At 59.8% G+C, this 17,553-nt stretch carries 17 protein-coding genes and 1 rRNA gene (1 of these 18 cut by a window edge); 10 read left to right on the top strand and 8 right to left on the bottom strand.

The window, feature by feature from the left end; translation table 11 throughout:
• Positions 1-93: 93 nt before the first annotated feature.
• The 3 genes from ABGT65_RS00440 to ABGT65_RS00430 are packed head-to-tail and all read right to left on the bottom strand — an operon-like array spanning position 94 to position 3,956.
• Entirely contained in the window at positions 94-1,293 is a 1,200-nt protein-coding gene (locus tag ABGT65_RS00440) for a class I SAM-dependent rRNA methyltransferase (RefSeq protein ID WP_346699263.1), read from the bottom strand.
• Positions 1,290-1,898 carry a 3'-5' exonuclease gene (locus ABGT65_RS00435; RefSeq protein WP_346699262.1) on the bottom strand — a complete coding sequence of 203 codons (609 nt, stop codon included), beginning with the start codon at positions 1,896-1,898 and terminating at the stop codon, positions 1,290-1,292. Before ABGT65_RS00435 ends, ABGT65_RS00440 begins: the two co-directional genes overlap by 4 nt.
• Positions 1,899-1,922: 24 nt before the next feature.
• Positions 1,923-3,956, bottom strand: a complete 2,034-nt coding sequence (locus tag ABGT65_RS00430) for an ATP-dependent DNA helicase RecQ (RefSeq protein WP_346699261.1) — start codon at positions 3,954-3,956, stop codon at positions 1,923-1,925.
• A gap of 69 nt (positions 3,957-4,025) precedes the next feature.
• On the opposite strand from ABGT65_RS00430, the gene ABGT65_RS00425 reads away from it, so the two are divergent.
• From ABGT65_RS00425 to ABGT65_RS00405, 5 genes are all read left to right on the top strand, one after another.
• Positions 4,026-4,301 (top strand): PqqD family protein, encoded by a 276-nt coding sequence (locus ABGT65_RS00425; protein WP_346699260.1) that lies wholly within the window; start codon positions 4,026-4,028, stop codon positions 4,299-4,301.
• A gap of 7 nt (positions 4,302-4,308) precedes the next feature.
• Positions 4,309-4,749, top strand: coding sequence for a hypothetical protein (locus ABGT65_RS00420; protein WP_346699259.1), 441 nt, complete (start codon positions 4,309-4,311; stop codon positions 4,747-4,749).
• Between the two features lie 136 nt (positions 4,750-4,885).
• Entirely contained in the window at positions 4,886-5,308 is a 423-nt protein-coding gene (locus ABGT65_RS00415) for a transcriptional repressor (protein ID WP_346699258.1), read from the top strand.
• A 105-nt stretch (positions 5,309-5,413) separates the two neighbouring features.
• The gene (locus tag ABGT65_RS00410; RefSeq protein WP_346703028.1) at positions 5,414-7,768 is read left to right on the top strand and encodes a TonB-dependent receptor; all 2,355 of its coding nucleotides are present in this window, start codon (positions 5,414-5,416) and stop codon (positions 7,766-7,768) included.
• A 69-nt stretch (positions 7,769-7,837) separates the two neighbouring features.
• Entirely contained in the window at positions 7,838-8,152 is a 315-nt protein-coding gene (locus ABGT65_RS00405) for a heavy-metal-associated domain-containing protein (RefSeq protein WP_346699256.1), read from the top strand.
• A gap of 115 nt (positions 8,153-8,267) precedes the next feature.
• On the opposite strand, the gene ABGT65_RS00400 is transcribed toward ABGT65_RS00405, so the two are convergent.
• The gene (locus ABGT65_RS00400; protein ID WP_346699254.1) at positions 8,268-8,990 is read right to left on the bottom strand and encodes an MBL fold metallo-hydrolase; all 723 of its coding nucleotides are present in this window, start codon (positions 8,988-8,990) and stop codon (positions 8,268-8,270) included.
• A 50-nt stretch (positions 8,991-9,040) separates the two neighbouring features.
• Positions 9,041-9,700: a DUF6250 domain-containing protein gene (locus ABGT65_RS00395; protein ID WP_346699252.1), complete on the bottom strand. Its 660-nt coding sequence runs from the start codon at positions 9,698-9,700 to the stop codon at positions 9,041-9,043.
• Positions 9,701-9,858: 158 nt separating this feature from the next.
• Between ABGT65_RS00395 and ABGT65_RS00390 the strand changes: the two genes are divergently transcribed.
• On the top strand, positions 9,859-10,821 hold the full coding sequence (locus tag ABGT65_RS00390; RefSeq protein ID WP_346699250.1) for a hypothetical protein: 963 nt from the start codon (positions 9,859-9,861) through the stop codon (positions 10,819-10,821).
• Positions 10,822-11,268: 447 nt separating this feature from the next.
• On the opposite strand, the gene ABGT65_RS00385 is transcribed toward ABGT65_RS00390, so the two are convergent.
• From ABGT65_RS00385 to rpmI, 3 genes are all read right to left on the bottom strand, one after another.
• Positions 11,269-12,474: an MFS transporter gene (locus ABGT65_RS00385; RefSeq protein WP_346699248.1), complete on the bottom strand. Its 1,206-nt coding sequence runs from the start codon at positions 12,472-12,474 to the stop codon at positions 11,269-11,271.
• A gap of 117 nt (positions 12,475-12,591) precedes the next feature.
• Complete coding sequence (gene rplT / locus ABGT65_RS00380) at positions 12,592-12,936, bottom strand: 50S ribosomal protein L20 (RefSeq protein ID WP_346699246.1); 345 nt, start codon at positions 12,934-12,936, stop codon at positions 12,592-12,594.
• A 119-nt stretch (positions 12,937-13,055) separates the two neighbouring features.
• Entirely contained in the window at positions 13,056-13,250 is a 195-nt protein-coding gene (gene rpmI, locus ABGT65_RS00375) for a 50S ribosomal protein L35 (protein ID WP_009598828.1), read from the bottom strand.
• A 133-nt stretch (positions 13,251-13,383) separates the two neighbouring features.
• On the opposite strand from rpmI, the gene ABGT65_RS00370 reads away from it, so the two are divergent.
• The 4 genes from ABGT65_RS00370 to ABGT65_RS00355 form a co-directional block, all read left to right on the top strand.
• Positions 13,384-14,886, top strand: coding sequence for a S41 family peptidase (locus tag ABGT65_RS00370; protein ID WP_346699244.1), 1,503 nt, complete (start codon positions 13,384-13,386; stop codon positions 14,884-14,886).
• A 56-nt stretch (positions 14,887-14,942) separates the two neighbouring features.
• Entirely contained in the window at positions 14,943-15,614 is a 672-nt protein-coding gene (locus tag ABGT65_RS00365) for an MgtC/SapB family protein (protein WP_346699242.1), read from the top strand.
• Between the two features lie 523 nt (positions 15,615-16,137).
• Positions 16,138-16,398, top strand: a complete 261-nt coding sequence (locus ABGT65_RS00360; protein ID WP_346699240.1) for a hypothetical protein — start codon at positions 16,138-16,140, stop codon at positions 16,396-16,398.
• Positions 16,399-16,615: 217 nt separating this feature from the next.
• Positions 16,616-17,553, top strand: a 16S ribosomal RNA gene (locus ABGT65_RS00355) (it continues 590 nt past the right edge of the window).

Genomic DNA, 17,553 nt, shown 5'->3' with positions numbered 1-17,553 from the left:
AAATGCGGGACGTATCGTGAGAGAGGCTCCTCCCTTTTCGGGGAGGAGCCTCTCTCGTTCTGCCGTCCGGAGTCTCCGGAGGAAGTCGGGGTGTTACTCGACGTAGAGAACCAGCCCCTTGAGGTATTCGCCCTCGGGGTGGTAGATGTTGATCGGATGGTCGGCGGGCTGTGTCAGCTGGTGCAGGATCCGCACCTTCCGACCCGCGATTGCCGCCGCCGAGAAGACCGTCGTGCGGAACAGCTCCTTCGAAACGGCCTGCGAACACGAGAAGGTGAAGAGGATTCCGCCCGGCCGGATCTGCGACAGCGCCCGGGCATTCAGCCTCCGGTAGCCCTGCATGGCGTTGCTCAGCACCTTGTGGTGCTTGGCGAAGGCCGGCGGGTCGAGGATGATCAGGTCGTAGCGGTCGCCGATCTCCTTGAGGTACTCCACGGCGTCGGCCGCAATCTCCGTATGGCAGGCCGTGTCTCCGAAATTCAACCGCATGTTCTCGGTGGCCAGTTCCACGGCCCGTTCCGAGGAGTCGACCGAAACCACCTCCTTGGCCCCGCCCGAAAGCGCATAGACCGAAAATCCGCCCGTATAGCAGAAGGTGTTCAGTACGGTGCGGCCTTTTGCATAGCGTTTTACCAGTTCGCGGTTCTCGCGCTGGTCGAGGAAGAAGCCCGTCTTCTGCCCCTGCTCCCAGTTGACGAGGAACTGCTCGCCGTTCTCGAGCACCACCTGCGAGGTGTGGTCCGCATGGCCCCAGAGATAGCCGTCCACGGCCCCCAGGTCGGCCTTGTAGGGGAGTGTCTGCGACGATTTGTCGTAGATGGCCGTCAGCCGTTCGCCGTAGGTTGCGCGCAGCGCCTCGGCGATCTCCATCCGCGAGCGGTACATCCCCACCGAATGGCACTGGATGACGGCCGTCGTGCCGTAGATGTCCACCACCAGCCCCGGCAGCGAATCCCCTTCGCCGTGTATGAGCCGGTAGCAGGTCGTCTGCGGGTTCTCCGTGAGCCCCAGCGTGCGCCGCACGTCGTGGGCCACGGCGATGCGCCGGTTCCACCACGCCTGGTCGATCGGTTCGCGCTCGAACGACAGCACCCGCACGGCAATCGAACCGATCTGGTAGTGTCCCTGGGCGATGAACTCCCCGGAACGGTTGCACACCTCGACAAGGGCCCCTTCGGCAAAGTCCGACTCCTCCTCGGCCCGGATGTGGTCGATGGCTCCCGAGAAGATCCACGGGTGGCGGCGAAGGAGCGATTCCTCCTTGCCTTTGCGCAGGATGATTTGAGGTATCATGGGCGTAACGGTTTTTGCGGCGTGCGCAGCAGTTGTTCGTAGATGCGGATGCAGACCCAGGCGTCCGTGGCGGCGTAGAGCTGCTGCTTGTCGGTCAGCGTCGCGGCCTCCCAGTTGCTCAGACGCTGGGCCTTCGAGACCCGCTGTCCCAGCACGATGGCCGAGAGCTTGCGCAGGCTCTTTTCGCCGATGCCCCACTGCGGGGCGATCGCCTGCAGGTCGATGAACCCCGCATCGCGGAAGTGCCGGATCTGGCGCAGCGAGCGAAGGTCCCCCGCCACGTCGGCGCCGATCTTCAGCAGCTGCCGGTTCTCGAAGAGTTGGATGATCGGTTTGGCCAGCGGAATCTTGTTCAGCCGGAACAGGTAGCAGACCGTCGGCGTCGAGAGCTGCAACAGCGACACCCGGAACGTCACGCCCGGGCGGAACGACGGCCGTGTCTCGGTGTCGAAACCGATCACCGGTTCCGCGGCGAGCGCCTTGCAGGCCAGGGCGATGTCGCGTTCGTGCTCGACGATGCGGATTGCACCCCCGAATTCGATGGCCGGGAGTTGGGCCGCCTCTTCATTGCTGATTTTATCCGTAAAGTTGTTGACTGTGGTCATCCCGAGGTGAATGTTCCCGCAAAATTACGCAATAATTTTCAATATCCCGCCCTTGTCGCCGACGATTTTGCCCTCGGCGAGCAATTCCCGGATCGCTTCCGCCACCCGTTCGGGCGGGCACGCGCAGGCTGCCGCCAGTTGCTGCGGGTCGGACGGCGCCGCGGAGAGCAGTCCGAGCAGCCTTTCGCGAAGCGGCATCGCCGCAGTGGGGGAGACATTCGGAACGGCTGCACGGCCGACCGGAACGGAGGTATCGGCCGTCCCGACTGTTCCGGGCTCCTGACTCTTCTGACCCTCCTGGCCCTCCTGGGTCTTCTGAGCCGCTTTGGCGGCCCGCTTCCGGGCCAGGCACACGTCGCAGATCCCGCACGCGGTCGGCGATTCCGCTCCGAAATAGCGCTCCAGTACCGTGCTCCGGCACTCCTCTTCGTTGGAGGCATAGGCCAGCATCCGCGCGAAGCGTTCGTGCATCAGCTCCCGGCGCCGCCGGTAGGTCTCCGGCGCAATGTAGAGGTCCGCCCGCGGCAGCCGCTCCTCGTTCAGGAACAGAAGCGGCGAGCGGTTCGACGGAATGTAGCGGATCACCCGCAGCAGCCAGAGCTGTTTCAGCAGCTCCTTCACCCGGTTCACCGTATAGCCGCTCCAGGTCGCCAGCTCGCCCTCGTCGATCGGCCGGAAGTCGTTGAAAATCCCGTTGTAGAGCCGCAGCAGCGTGCGGATGAAGTGGTCCAGGTCATCGCGCTGCACGCGCAGGCGGTACAGTTCGTCGCGGCTCACGCAGAACATCACCCGGGCCGGATGGTCCTGGGCGTCGCTCAGCGTCATGTAGCCGTTCTGCTGGAGGAGTTTCAGGGCGCTCAGCACCTTCCCCGAATAGAGATGTTCCCGGGCGCAGAAGTCCGAAAGGTTGAACTGGTAGCTGCATTCGCCCCCTTCGCCGATCCCGATCTGCAGGTAGGAGCAGATCCGTTCGTAGATCTCCTTGACCTGCTCCAGCGGCGGGAACTCCTGGTCGAAACGCCGCGCAATGCGTTCTCCGTCGTCCGAGGCCACCAGCAGCAGCGCATAGGCCCGCTGTCCGTCGCGCCCGGCACGCCCGGCCTCCTGGTAGTAGCTCTCCAGCGAGTCGCACATCGAGTAGTGTACCACGAAACGCACGTCGGGCTTGTCGATGCCCATGCCGAAGGCGTTCGTGGCGACTATCACCCGCACTTTGCCCTTCAACCACAACTCCTGACGCTGCGTGCGGTCCGCGTGCCCCAGCCCGCCGTGGTAGGCCGCCGCCGCGATCCCTTCGTCGCGCAGCTGTTCGGTCAGCTGTTCGGTACCCTCCCGTGTCCGCATGTAGACGATCCCCGAGCCGGGGACGTTCCGCAGCAGCCGCAGCAGCTGTCCGTTCTTGTCGTCCGTGTGGCGGACGCTGTAGGAGAGGTTCGGGCGGGCGAAACTGCTCCGCAGCAGGTGCGGTTCGGAGAATTTCAGGTGGTGCATGATGTCTTCGGCCACGACCTCCGTCGCCGAGGCCGTCAGTGCCAGCACCGGGACGCCCGGAAGCCGTTCGCGCAGCTCCGCGATCCGCAGGTATGACGGCCGGAAGTCGTAGCCCCACTGCGAGATGCAGTGCGCCTCGTCGACCGCGATCAGCGTGACGTTCATCCGCACGACCCGCAGCCGGAAGGCTTCGCTCGTCAGCCGTTCGGGCGCCACGTAGAGGAATTTCACGTCGCCGTAGACGCAGTTGTCCAGCGCGATGTCGATCTGCCGCGGCGAGAGCCCCGAGTGGATTGCCACGGCCGGGATGCCCAGGTGCCGGAGCCGGTCGGTCTGGTCCTTCATCAGCGCAATGAGCGGCGTGACCACGATGCACACCCCCGCCCGGGCCAGGGTCGGGACCTGATAGGTCAGCGACTTCCCCCCGCCGGTCGGCATCAGTGCCAGCGTGTCGCGCCCCGCAAGCACTGCGCGGATAATCTGTTCCTGTACGGGCCGGAACGCCCGAAAACCCCAGTAACGCTGCAGAATCGCATGTATGTCCGTATGCTCCGTGGCCGATTCCATGATACAAAGGTAGGAAAAATTGGGCGGTTCGGAGAATTTTTCCTATTTTTGCGGGCGTACAAGGTTCGCATGATGAAGATTCGTCCCGAATACAGGCTTCGCGAGATGGCCGGAGAGCACGTCGTCGTGGTCCCCGCGCCCGACGGCGCCGCCGATCTCACACGTCTCGTCTCGCTCAACGAGTCGGCCTGCTGGCTCTGGGAGAAGCTGCGGGACCGGGCGTTTTCCGCGGAAGAGGCCGCGCAGCTCCTCGTCGCGCGTTACGACGTCGAGCCCGAGGTCGCAAGGCGCGATGCCCGGGCCTGGATCGAACGACTCGCGGCCTGCGGAATCATCGGAGATTGACGCCGACATGAAGTTGAAACGATATATCGCCCTTCTGCTCTGTGCATTCTACGTCTCGGCGACCGCCGGGACAGCTCTGGCGTCGCTGACCTGCAAGTGCCTGGGCATGAGGGCTTCGGTCGAACACCGCTGTACGGGCTGCTGCCACCTCGCAGAAACGGATGCTGCCGGGCTGCATGGCTGCTGCCAGGAGTGTTCGCTCAAGGCGTGCTGCGACTGCGAACTCCACTCCACCGAAATCGATCTCTACACGTCGTCCTATTCCGACGACAGCGAAAAATACATCCGTTGTGTCGTGGCGGTACTCCCGCTGTCGCTGGCCGCCGAGATTGCGCTGGATACTCCCGCCTGTTCTTCGTCGGGGAACGGTCTGCTCCGCAATATCCCGCTTCCCCGCGAGGTGTGTCGGGCCGTTGCCGGCCTGAGGGCTCCGCCTGTTGCGGCTTGATCCCGCGCTTCCTTCGGATTACTCCGGGGGGGGGCGCTTGATCCTGCGGCTCCGGCCGTACGGGAAATATCCCGCCTATCATCAACCCGCAACCTTTTGTGCGCCGGCGGTGTCCGTCTGGTGCTCATCCCCGAAAATGAACAGTAGCCATTGTGAAGAGATCCTGCTGAAGCATGGAATCCGGCCTACGGCCGTCCGAATGCTGGCGCTTGAGGCCATGGAGCGTTTCGACCATACGTTTAGTCTGTCCGATCTCGAAACCGAAGCCGATACGCTGGACAAATCGTCGATCTTTCGCTCGCTGACCCTTTTTGCGGAGCATCATCTGCTGCATGTCATCGAGGATGGAAGCGGTGCCACCAAGTATTGCCTCTGTCACAACGACCATGCCTGTCGGATCGAGGAACTGCACTGCCATTTCCATTGTGAGGCCTGCGGGAAGACATTTTGCCTGGACAATGTACACATCCCCGTGATTCATTATCCCGCCGGGTACGAAGTCCGGGAAATCAACTATCTGGTCAAGGGACGTTGTCCCGACTGCCGATCCAAGAGGTGAGCCCCGCGCTCCGAAGCGGTAATTTGCAATCGGGTTGCAATTGCGGCTGGCTATCTTTGTCGGCGAAATAAAACCGAAGATATTATGAAGAAATTACAAACTCTGATGGCTCTTTGTGCTGTGTTGTGCTGCCTGGGAAGCTCCCGTGCCCAGGACCTGCGCGGCATGGTGCGCGATGCCGACAACCAGCCCCTCGTCGGGGCCTCGGTCTACTGGGCCGGGACAACCATCGGTGCCAGCACCGATGCCCAGGGGGCTTTCCTCCTCCACCGCGTCAAGGGGTATGACCGCCTCGTGGCGTCGTACCTCGGCTATGTCAACGATACGATCCGGGTCGAAAGCGCGGCGGAACGCCTCGATTTCGTACTCCGCGCCGAAGGCGTCGCCCTCGAAGATGTCGTCGTCGAGGGAGCCATGAGCGGCAACTTCGTCAAACGCGACGGAATCGTCAAGGGCGAGATGATCTCCTTCGCGGGCCTCTGCAAGATGGCCTGCTGCAACCTCGCCGAATCGTTCGAAAACTCCGCCTCGGTGACCGTCGGTTACAGCGACGCCATCTCCGGGGCCCGGCAGATCAAGATGCTCGGGCTGGCCGGAACCTACACCCAGATCCTCGACGAGAACCGCCCGATCATGCACGGACTGAGCGCTCCCTACGGGTTGAGCTACACGCCCGGCATGTGGCTCAACTCGATTCAGGTCTCGAAGGGCGTCGCCTCCGTCACCGCCGGGCACGAAGCCATCACCGGGCAGATCAACCTCGAACACCGCAAGCCCACCGACGACGAACGGCTCTTCCTGAACCTCTACCTCGATGACGAACTGCGCCCCGAGATCAATGTCTCGTCGGCCTTCCCCGTGACGAAGGACAAGAAACTCACGAGCGTCGTCCTGCTCCACGGGTCGATGGACACCGACGTGCGGAAGATGGACCACAACGACGACGGCTTCCGGGATTTGCCCCTTTCGGATCAGATCAATGTCGCCAACAAGTGGCTTTATGCTGCCGACAACGGTACGCAGATCCGCTGGGGCTGGAAATTCGTCCAGGAGAACCGCCTCGGCGGAATGCTCGACTACAAGAACACCGCGGCCATGCGCGACGCCATGCTCGCCGACTGGGACTGGAAGGACGAGGGAAAGCCGATGCCCCTCTACGGTTCGCACATCCGCAACCGCAACGCCAACGGCTATTTCAAGGTCGGAATGCCCGTGGGACAGGCCGTCTACGATGCCGACGAACAGGACGAGATGCGCTCGAACCTGGCGTTCGTGGCCGATTTCGACCACTTCAGCGAGGATGCCTACTTCGGCCTGAACGATTACGACGGAAACCAGAACTCACTGGCGCTGAATCTGATGTACAACCACTACTTCACCTATCGGTCGTCGCTGATCGTCGGCGGACAGCTCCACCTGGACTACTACCGCGAGGGGTTGTTGAACCGCACGCCCTGGATTACCGATTTCCAGGAGGGCGATTACGACCTCGACCGCAACGAACGTGAGGTCGGCGCCTACGCCGAGTACACCTATGCCATCAAGGACAAGTTCTCGGTCGTGGCGGGCATCCGCGGCGACTACAACCACTATTACGACCGCTTTTTCGTCACGCCCCGCGGCCATCTGAAGTGGAACATCACCCCGTCGACCACCTTCCGCGCCTCGGCCGGGCTGGGCTACCGTTCGACGAACCTCATTACGGACAACATCGGCGTACTGGCCACCGGACGCGCCATTCAGCCCGTTGTCTTCCGCGACGGAAAGCCCGTTGTGGGAAGTTTCCACGACATCGACCGCATGGAGAAGGCCCTGACCGTCGGCGGAAGCCTCACGCAGACATTCGGACTCGTCAAGGAGGAGGATGCGACGCTGAGTTTCGACTACTTCCGCACGCAGTTCTACAACTCGGTGGTGGCCGACCAGGAGATGTATGCCGACCGCATCGTCTTCTACAACACCGACGGCCGCTCCTACACCGATACCTATCAGGTCGACTTCTCGTGGTCGCCCGTCGAGCGGCTCGACATCTTCGCCACGTTCCGCTACACGGACAGCGAGATGACCATCCGCCGGGCGGACGGATCGTCGGCACGCGTCGAGCGCCCGCTGGTGAGCGAGTACAAGACGCTGCTCAACATCCAGTACGCCACGAAGTTCCGCCGCTGGACGTTCGATGCCACGGCCCAGCTGAACGGCCCGGCCCGCATCCCGACGCAGAATGCCGATTTGGCCGACAGCTATCATTCGCCGCGCTACCCGATGTTCTACGCCCAGGTGAGCCGCAAGCTGGGCAAGTTCGATCTCTATGTCGGCTGCGAGAACATTGCCGACTACATCCAGAAGGACCCGATCATGGGGGCGGAGAATCCCTACTCGGCGGCCTTCAACTCGATGAACGTCTGGGGACCTCTGATGGGTCGCAAGTTTTATATCGGGATGCGGCTTAACATCTATTGATGGTGCGTAGTGTGGTCACCGATACCTTGATATAATAAAAAGTACAACGAAAAACCCGATAAAACTGCTATGAAAAAACTGTTGATGGTATGTCTGGCCCTCGTGATGGGCGTGGGCATTGCAACGGCGGCCAAGCCCGCCCAGAAAAAGAGTGTCACGACGGTCTTCGTAACCGACATCGATTGCGAACACTGCGTGCAGAAGATCATGAACAACGTCCCTTCGCTCGGAAAGGGCATCAAGGACGTACAGGTCGACCTGCCCAAAAAGGAGGTTACCGTCGTCTACGACGCTTCGAAGAACAGCGACGAGAAGATCATCAAGGGCTTTGCCTCTCTCAAGGTCAAGGCCGAAGTCAAGAAGGACGCAGCCGGAAAGAAATAGTTGCGGCCGTTCACCCCACCCCTTGCCGGGGTAGGGTTGTTTATCGATGCAAGAGGGTTTTCCGTTTGGCGGAAAACCCTCTTGTCTGCTGCCTTGTTTCGGTCGGACCGGCCGGTTACTCCATCGGGCGGATGCGGATTTCGGTGATGCCCTCCAGCTCGCGGGCCAGGCGTTCGAGATCCGTCTTCTCCTCCACCTCCCCATAGTGGTAGGGGTAGAAGATCGCCGGGCGGATCGCCTTCACCGCCTCGACGGCCTGATCCACGGTCATCGTATAGGGCTGGTTCACCGGCAGGAAGGCGATGTCGATGTTCTTCAGCGATTTGATCTCCTGCGTGGGCTCCGTGTCCCCGGCAATGTAGATCCGCGTCCCGCCGATCGTCAGCACGTAGCCGCAATCCTCCCGGTCCTTCGGGTGGAACTGGAGGTGTCCCGGCGTCGTGTTGTACGCCGCAACCGCCTCCACCTTCACGTAGTCGCGCGGTGTCGCCACGCTCCCCGGACGCATCGTGTAGCAGTTCATCTCGAAGGCTTCGGCCGAGGTCCGGTCGCACACGATCTCCGTATCCGGTGTCAGAATCCGGTCCACGGCCGCCACGTCCAGGTGGTCGTAGTGCGAATGGGTGATCAGTACGAGGTCCGCTTTCGGCAGCGAACCGTAATCCGCATAGTCGTTCACCGGATCGATGTAGATCGTTTTATCCCCGACGGTGATCGAAAACGAGGCGTGTTTGAAAAAGTGGAACGTCAGTTCGGTCCCGTCGCGTGTCGTGAGCGTGTCCGACGGATATTCGGCCTGCTTGGCACGGCCGCAGCCGAAGAAAGAAAGCAATGACATAAGCGTTATCTTTGTTATCAAGTGTGTGTGCATCTCTCTTGTCGTTGGGGTTATCGGGTCTCGATCCGGAAATTCACGATCCGGGTCCGGTTGTTCAGCAGCCGCAAGCCGAAATATCCGTCTCCCTCGCCCGGGGAGAGCTTGCGCGAAAAGAGTTCCTCGCCGTCGACCCGGAAGGTCGTGCGACCCGAATCGACCGTTATCTCGATCCGGATCGGGCGGTTGGCGACCAGCAGGTGACCCGCATCGGTGTACTCTCCGATCAGCGGCTTCACTTCGTCGGCCGGAGCCCCGTAGCGGTTGCCGTAGTAGCGCCGGAACCGTGTCGTCGTATTCCCGTTGCCCCCGTAGCCCACGTAAAACAGGTCCAGGGAGTTGTAACGTTCGAAAATCCCGCCCCGCCACGACGCCCGGGCGAAAAAATCATCCCCGTGTTCCGGGTCCTCGGCCGCCCAGAAACAGTTCAGGTCGCCCAGCCGGTCGCAGGGCCCTTCCTGCATCAGCACCGTAGCCTCGTAACTCACCCGGTAGTCGCCCGTGAGCCGTTCCGGATACCACAGTGTCAACCCTTTCGGTGCGGTGATCTCCAGCGTGTCGCCGTGCCGGACAAGGCGCGAATCCCCCGATTCATCTTCCGCAATCCACTCCGTCGAGCGGCCGCATCCGAGCAGCACAACGGCAAAAAACAGGGTCGCTAACTTCTTCATCATGGAATAAAGATACGATTTTGATGCGAAAAGTCCAAATTCTCCGCTTGTCCGCGAAAAAAATTGTACCTTTGAGGGGCCGAATACATTTTTTTTCAATTCCCGATGCAGTAATTCGCCGCATCGGACGTTTAAAGGAAAATTTAACAGAACAACATCTCATGAATAGAATTTTTGCTACGTTGACGCTCGCAGCCCTCGCGCTTTCGAGCTGTATCAAGGAGAACGACTCCTACAAGGATCTTCTGCCCGTGCAGCCGGGGCAGTACATCTACTCCTATGTCACGACGCAGGACCGCGTGGCCATGCAGGCCGCCAATGCCGGTATGCGTGTGGCCGTGCTGGCTGCCGAGGTCGCCAAACAGCGCGGGAATGCCGAAGAGGAGGCCGAGGAGGTGACGGTCGCCAATGTGAAATACAACAACCGTTCGGTCCTTTCGCTCCTGTTCAACAGCGGCACGAAGATCGAAGAGGTCGAGCAGGGCTACAAACTCACCTTCAACAAGAGCGACCAGATGCCCGACGGATTCTATCTCGAAGGCTCGCTGTTGGTTGAGACCGGCGGCAAGCCCGAACTGGCCGACGGTGCCGTGTGGAGTGTCGTGATGCAGTCCGATTTCAAACTCTACAGCTCCTCTTACAGTGGTGAAACCCAGATCAACATGAACGGCGGGTCGACCCGGATTGCGGATAATGGCGACGGTTCCTATACCATTCAGATCTCCAACATCGCAGCCTCCATCGAGGGCAGCAGCTCGGGGGCTTCCGACTGGAGCTCGATGACGGGATTCACCGTCCGTCCGTCCGATGACGAGGTGACGCTGGCTTACTCCTCCTGCGTCGGCAAGGCATTCGAGGTCAACGGTTCCGCTTCGGGCTACTCCATTTACAGCAACATGTACGGTTCGAGCCCCCTCCAGATGTCCTATCGTGTCTCAGACGGCCTCTATATCGGTATGCAGATCGTCAGCGGCACCCAGGAGTGCGAATTCTCCTCGCCCTTCGATTACGATACGTCGGCCTATCCCGCTCCCGATGTGCGCTACGTCTACTCGTTCGACGAGGCCAGCCGCCGATACTCCTTCCGGATTTACTACAACGGATACGTCTATCCGAAGGATTGAGCCGGGAACGGCTCCGGATTCCATCCGGATGCGCTCCCGGAGGATTCCGAAACCTCCGGCCTTGAAAAAACGGCAACCTCTTTCATGTGAGGTTGCCGTTTTTGTGTTTTGGGAATGTCGGGAGAGAGGGAGGGGAAGAAAAGAGTGCGGAAAAGGGTCTGTCGAATATCGGCGGGAAGGGCGAATTCCCGGACAAGGCAATTTCCGGAGTGGGCGAATCTCCGGGCGGAGCGGACTTTTCACAGGTGACGGGACGGATTTCTCGGAAGGGACAGAACAAGAACGGCCGGGCAGGACCGGGAACAGTTGAGGAGGGCGGAATGGTTCGAGGTTGGGCCGAGACCGGGACCGGGACCAAGGCCGGGACGGGGCCGGGACCGAGGCCGGGACGGGACCAAGGCCGGGACCGAGGCCGGGGCAGGCCGGGGCAGGGCGGGACGGTGTCCGTTATCTCCGTTGGTCGAGCCGCACGACCGACGGAATGCAGAAGGCAACCCCGCCGAGCAGGCAAATCAGACTCCCGGAGATGATGAACGTCGTCGTCAGCCCGACCCGCTCGGCCAGGAATCCCGCACTCAGCAACCCGAGTGCCGAGGGCAGCAATCCGAAACTGCGGTAGAGCGACAGCACACGCCCCAAGAGCCCCGCTTCGATCCGCGTCTGGAGCACCGAGACGAACGAGGCGTTGAAGACGCTGCTCGAAATCCCGGCTGCGGCCGTCAGTACTGCGAATCCGTAGAATCCCGAAACCGGAAGCAGCCCCGAACAAAGGAACGAAAGCCCGACGACCAGATACATCAGGTTGATCAGCACGATGCGGTTGACCGGGTAGTTGCGGGCCCCCATGATGGCCCCGCCGAGCAGGGCCCCGCCTCCCCAGATGATCTCCACGAAACTCATCTCCCAGGTCCCGCCGCCGAAATGGTTGAGCGTCATCAGCGGGAAAAGCACCCCCACGGGCATGATCAGGAACCATACGGCGATGGCCAGGCCGAAGAACCAGCCCAAACCCGGTTGGGAGTGCATGGCGGTGAAGCCTTCGCGGAATTCGCGCCACAGGTCCGGGCGGCGCTCCGGGCGTTCGGGATTCGGGATCCGGACGAAGAGCAGCGTCGTGCAGGCAACGAGTGCCCCTACGACATCTAACAGCAGGATGTTCCCGATCGAGGTGAGGCTCAGCAGCAGGGCGCCCAGGGCCGGGCCTGCGATGTCCGAGAGTGACGAGATCACCTGGTTGACGCCCGCGATGCGGGTGAGCTGCGCTTTCGGGGCCAGGAGCGGCACCGAGGCCTGCATCGCCGGGACGTGGAAGGCCGAACCTGCCGATCGGCACGCCAGCAGCAGGTAGACGTGCCACAATTCCGCGGCGTCGAGCCAGAACAGCACGGCCAGACCCAGGGTACAGAGGGCGATGAAGCTGTCGGCGAGGATCATCGTGCGCTTGCGGTCCCAGCGGTCGATGTAGACCCCGACGAAGAGCCCCAGCACCGCCTGCGGAAGCATCCCCGCAATGGCCGACAGGGCCAGCACCTCCGCGGACCGGGTCTCGACGCTCATCCAGAAGATGATCGCGTAGGCGACGATCGAACTGCTGAGGATCGAGATGGCCTGGCCGCTCCAGATGACGGCGAAGGTGCGTTTCCAGCTCTGCATGGGTCTGCGTATCGGGCGTGCGGGGACGCGGTGCGGTGGTTGGTTGATAGGTAGTATTGTAAAAAACGGCGGGCACCCCGAGGGTGTCCGCCGTGCTAAAACCCCTCGTGAAAAGGGCTATTTAACTGCGTTAACTATTGCCTCGAATGCCTTCGGCTCGTTCATTGCCAGGTCGGCCAGCACCTTGCGGTTCAGGACGATGCCTTTGGCGTTGAGTTTGCCGATGAATTGCGAATAGGTCATTCCCTGCGCGCGGACCGCAGCGTTGATACGCATGATCCACAGCGAACGGAACGTCCGCTTCTTGAGCTGGCGGTGTGCATAGGCATAGCACAACCCCTTCTCGACCGTATTTTTCGCTACGGTCCAAACGTTTCCCCTTGAACCAAAGTTACCTTTGGCAAGTTTCAAAACTTTCTTTCGACGTGCGCGTGACGCAACAGCGTTTACTGAACGTGGCATAATGTAAAGTTTTTTGGAGACTGCCAGCGATACGGTTCTCCCGTATTCTTCGGGGCTGGTTCGTCCCGGTTTGTAATTGTTGGTGCCCTGGCGGGCGGCTATCCGAATCTACCGGCGGATTACTTCACCAGCAGGTTCTTGATCTTGGCCTCGTCGGCCGCAGATACGGTACCCGAATAGCAGAGGTTCCGCTTCTGCTTCGTCGTCTTTTTGGTCAGGATGTGACTGTGATAAGCGTGTTTACGCTTGATCTTTCCTGTGCCGGTGAAGGTAAAGCGTTTCTTCGCCGCGGCATTGGTTTTCATTTTCGGCATTGTCGTAAACAGTTAATTAGTTAAACATAGCCTGCAAAAGTACGAAATTTTTCGCTTCCCGCAATCTTTTGCCGGAAAAACTTTGTCGTCTCCGCCTTTTTTCGTAATTTGTAGTGTCAAAAAATGTTGCGTTATGAGAATTGGCTGTTGGGGGGTCGCATTGCTCGCAGCGGTCGGGGCAATGTCCGGGGGCTGGGCCCAGGAACCCGCGATGCAGACCGTCGGGGTCGAGTTGAAAGGGGATACCATGGTTTATCGCGTGGTGCCCGTGCCCTCCCGAAGAGGTTCCGGCGTGCGGGGCCGGGCCTGGAGCGTCGAACAGAAACTCTTCGCCCTGTCGAAGTGCTGGATGGAGGTTCACCGCAACTACGCCTATCTGGACCGTTTCGGCGCCGAGCGCTGGGACTCGCTCTACCGGGCCCTGATCACGCCCGCGATGCAGACCCGTGACGATATGGAGTTCTACCGCCTGCTTGCGGAATTCTACGCTGCGCTGGGGAACAGTCAGACCTATGTCCGCACATTCCGTAATTTCCCGCTTACCTCCATCGGTTACGAAGAGGGGTGGGTACTCCGTCTGATGGATGTCGGGGGCCATGTGGTCGTCTCCGAGGTCAGCGAAGCAAAGGCTGCGATCATGCCGCCCGGCTCCGAGATCCTCTCCGTGAACGGACAACCCGTCGGGGAGCGGATTGCCGGGTTGATGTCCTGTATCCCGGCATCGACGGAACGGGTGCGGCGCCGTTGGGCCGTCAGGGTCCTGCTGTACGGGCCGATCGGCACCTCGCATGAGGTGGAGTTCCGCCGCCCGGACGGGACGGAGGGCTCCGTGCGGCTGGTCAACCCGCACTACGGTGCCGAACCGGATGTGGATGCTTGCGTAGCGCTGCCCGGATGCAGCGGGAAGGAGCTGAACGAGAACTTCCGGCTGACGTGGTATCCCGGCGATGTGGCTTATCTGAAGATCGGTTCTTTTGAGTACGGAGAGGCCCAGGCCTTCCGCAACGCATTCCCCGAGATCCGGGCCCGGGCCCGCAAACTCATCCTCGATCTGCGAAATAACTCCTCTCGGTGGCTCGATTATGGGGCTGCGGAAATCTTCTCCCGGCTGACCCGGGATACGGTTCTTTACGGTCCCGTGTCGCGGTCACGCATCTATGATGCGGCACTCGCAGCAAGGGGATACCATGAGTTTGATTTCGAGGATCTGGCCAGTGATGCCCGCGCGCGGATTGCCCGTCAGCACTACTGCAGCGAAGCTTTCTCTGAGCCTGAACGGGAAATGTATCGCTTTCCGGAGGATCGTGACGGGAGACTGGTTGTCCCGACCGTGATTCTTGTCAACGACGCAACGGGAAATGCTGCCGAAACCTTCGTCGGCTGGGCGTCGTCGCAGCCCCACATGTCGACCGTCGGAGTCCCCACGTCGGGTTCTGCCGGAAAGAAGGTTATGTATGAGGTGCTTCCGGGGCTGCAGTGCGCGGTCTGCACCGAGGAGGTGCGTCTCCCCGATGGCAGGGAGTTTGTCGGGTGCGGGATTACACCCGATGTCGTGGCGGAGAATACGATGCAGGACGTGCTTTCGGGCCGCGATGCCGTCTTGGAAAAGGCGCTCGAAATCCTGAGCGACAAGTAAATCCCTGCCGAAGCGCCGGCAAGGAGGAGGGGCAATGAATTCAAAATGGTGAAACGATGGGTATGGAGTGGGATTTTATCGGACGTTTGTGTGTGGCCGGGCTGTGCGGAACGGTGATCGGCCTGGATCGGGAGTATCGGGTCAAGGATGCCGGATTCCGGACCCATTTCCTCGTGGCGCTCGGCAGCGCCCTGATGATGGTGGTTTCACAATATGGATTCGAGGAGTTCCTCGCCTCGCACGACGGGCTGCGGCTCGATCCCAGCCGGATTGCCGCCCAGGTCGTCAGCGGGATCGGCTTCATCGGCGCCGGGACGATCATTATCCACCGGCAGCTGGTGCGCGGCCTGACCACTGCCGCGAGCCTCTGGGCCACGGCAGGTATCGGGCTGGCCGCCGGGGCGCACATGTATGTCGTGGCGGCTGCGGCGACGGTGCTGACCCTGTTCGGGCTGGAGGCGCTGACGCTCTTCTTCGGCGATCTGGGTCGGCGGCGAACCATGATCGTCTTCTCGGCTCCGAGCCGGGCCCCGATCGACGCCATGTTCTCGAAACTCGAAACCCGGGAATATTCGGTCATCTCCTACGAGGTCGAGGCGGCCCGCACGCCCGAAGGGGTGGTACACCGAGCCACGCTGGTCATTCGGGCCAGGGGGACGAACGGCGAGGAGACTTTTATCGAGCTCCTGCGTGCCGATCCCGACATCACGGTCGAGAAGATCGTTTGAGCGCTGCGGCCCGCCCGGTTCAGAAAATCCGCCAGCGGAACGACCTGCACACCTCCGTCGCTGGTTGCCTCCAGTACCGAATCGGCGGCGTAGCCCGAGGCTCCCAATTCCGGATCGGGGCCGTTGCTGGCGGGAAAAATCCCTACATGTGTGAAATTCAGCACACTGTCGCATTCCGTAGCGGCCGTGATTGCACTTTCCACGGCTGAGGCCGCTTCGACCTGGAACAGCAGGTCGCCGGTGCAGAGTCGGGGCGTTTGCGGCGCGCAGGAGAGGCCGAAAAAAAGATACCTATATATAATAAGGATCGCATGATTTCGGCTTCGGTTTGTCGGGGATAGAGATATTAAAAAATTTTCACAACTAAGACGCTGATTCATAGCCCGGTGCCGGAAAAAGGCCGGAAACGCGGCAAAAAAAGTCCGGAAAATATTTGGAAGTTTGCTCGGAAACCCCTTATCTTTGCACCCGCTTCGACCAAGAAACAGCTCTGAAATCGAAGCGAAACAGGTTCTGAAAAAAATTGAAAAAAGTTCCGAGATCTTTTGGAGTTTCAAAAAAAGGATTTACCTTTGCAGCCGCTTCCAGATCGGGAAACCGGTCCGGAAACAGCAAAAAGGGTTCTGAAAAATTTTCGAAAAAATCTTCAAAAAGATTTGGAAGTTCAGAAAAAAGGATTTACCTTTGCACCCGCTTTAGAATCGAAAGCCGATTCGAGGCAAATGAAAAAGGTTCTGAAAAATTTCTGAAAAAAAGATTTGGTGGTTCGAAAAATTTGACTTAACTTTGCACCACTTTCCCACTGAAAAATCAGTGGCGGAACCAAGGCGAAGATCGAAGGATCCGACCCGACAAAAAGAAAGAAATTGTTCTTATAGTAATATAGTGAACAGCGTTCTTTGAAGTATTTGAGCAGCTAAAGTTTTCCACTCTCGCAAGAGAGTGATTTCAAACAATACCTTTGAGATTTGAGCGAAAGATCTATAAACATTCTTTTTTTTACAATGGAGAGTTTGATCCTGGCTCAGGATGAACGCTAGCGGCAGGCCTAACACATGCAAGTCGAGGGGCATCGGGGTTGAAGCTTGCTTCAACTGCCGGCGACCGGCGCACGGGTGCGTAACGCGTATGCAACCTACCCAGAACAGGGGGATAACACTGAGAAATTGGTACTAATACCCCATAACATACTGAAAGGCATCTTTTGGTGTTGAAAACTCCGGTGGTTTTGGATGGGCATGCGTTGTATTAGCTTGTTGGTGAGGTAACGGCTCACCAAGGCGACGATACATAGGGGGACTGAGAGGTTAACCCCCCACATTGGTACTGAGACACGGACCAAACTCCTACGGGAGGCAGCAGTGAGGAATATTGGTCAATGGACGCAAGTCTGAACCAGCCATGCCGCGTGCAGGAAGACGGCTCTATGAGTTGTAAACTGCTTTTGTACGAGGGTAAACTCACCTACGTGTAGGTGACTGAAAGTATCGTATGAATAAGGATCGGCTAACTCCGTGCCAGCAGCCGCGGTAATACGGAGGATCCAAGCGTTATCCGGATTTATTGGGTTTAAAGGGTGCGTAGGCGGTTTGATAAGTTAGAGGTGAAATCCCGGGGCTTAACTCCGGCACTGCCTCTAATACTGTTGGACTAGAGAGTAGTTGCGGTAGGCGGAATGTATGGTGTAGCGGTGAAATGCTTAGAGATCATACAGAACACCGATTGCGAAGGCAGCTTACCAAACTATATCTGACGTTGAGGCACGAAAGCGTGGGGAGCAAACAGGATTAGATACCCTGGTAGTCCACGCAGTAAACGATGATAACTCGCTGTCGGCGATACACGGTCGGTGGCTAAGCGAAAGCGATAAGTTATCCACCTGGGGAGTACGTTCGCAAGAATGAAACTCAAAGGAATTGACGGGGGCCCGCACAAGCGG

The sequence above is a fragment of the uncultured Alistipes sp. genome, assembly GCF_963931675.1.
In the GTDB taxonomy this organism is placed as follows: Bacteria; Bacteroidota; Bacteroidia; order Bacteroidales; family Rikenellaceae; genus Alistipes.
The sequence above is the reverse complement of the archived record's forward strand: the minus strand, read 5'-3'. Positions and strand labels throughout refer to the sequence as shown.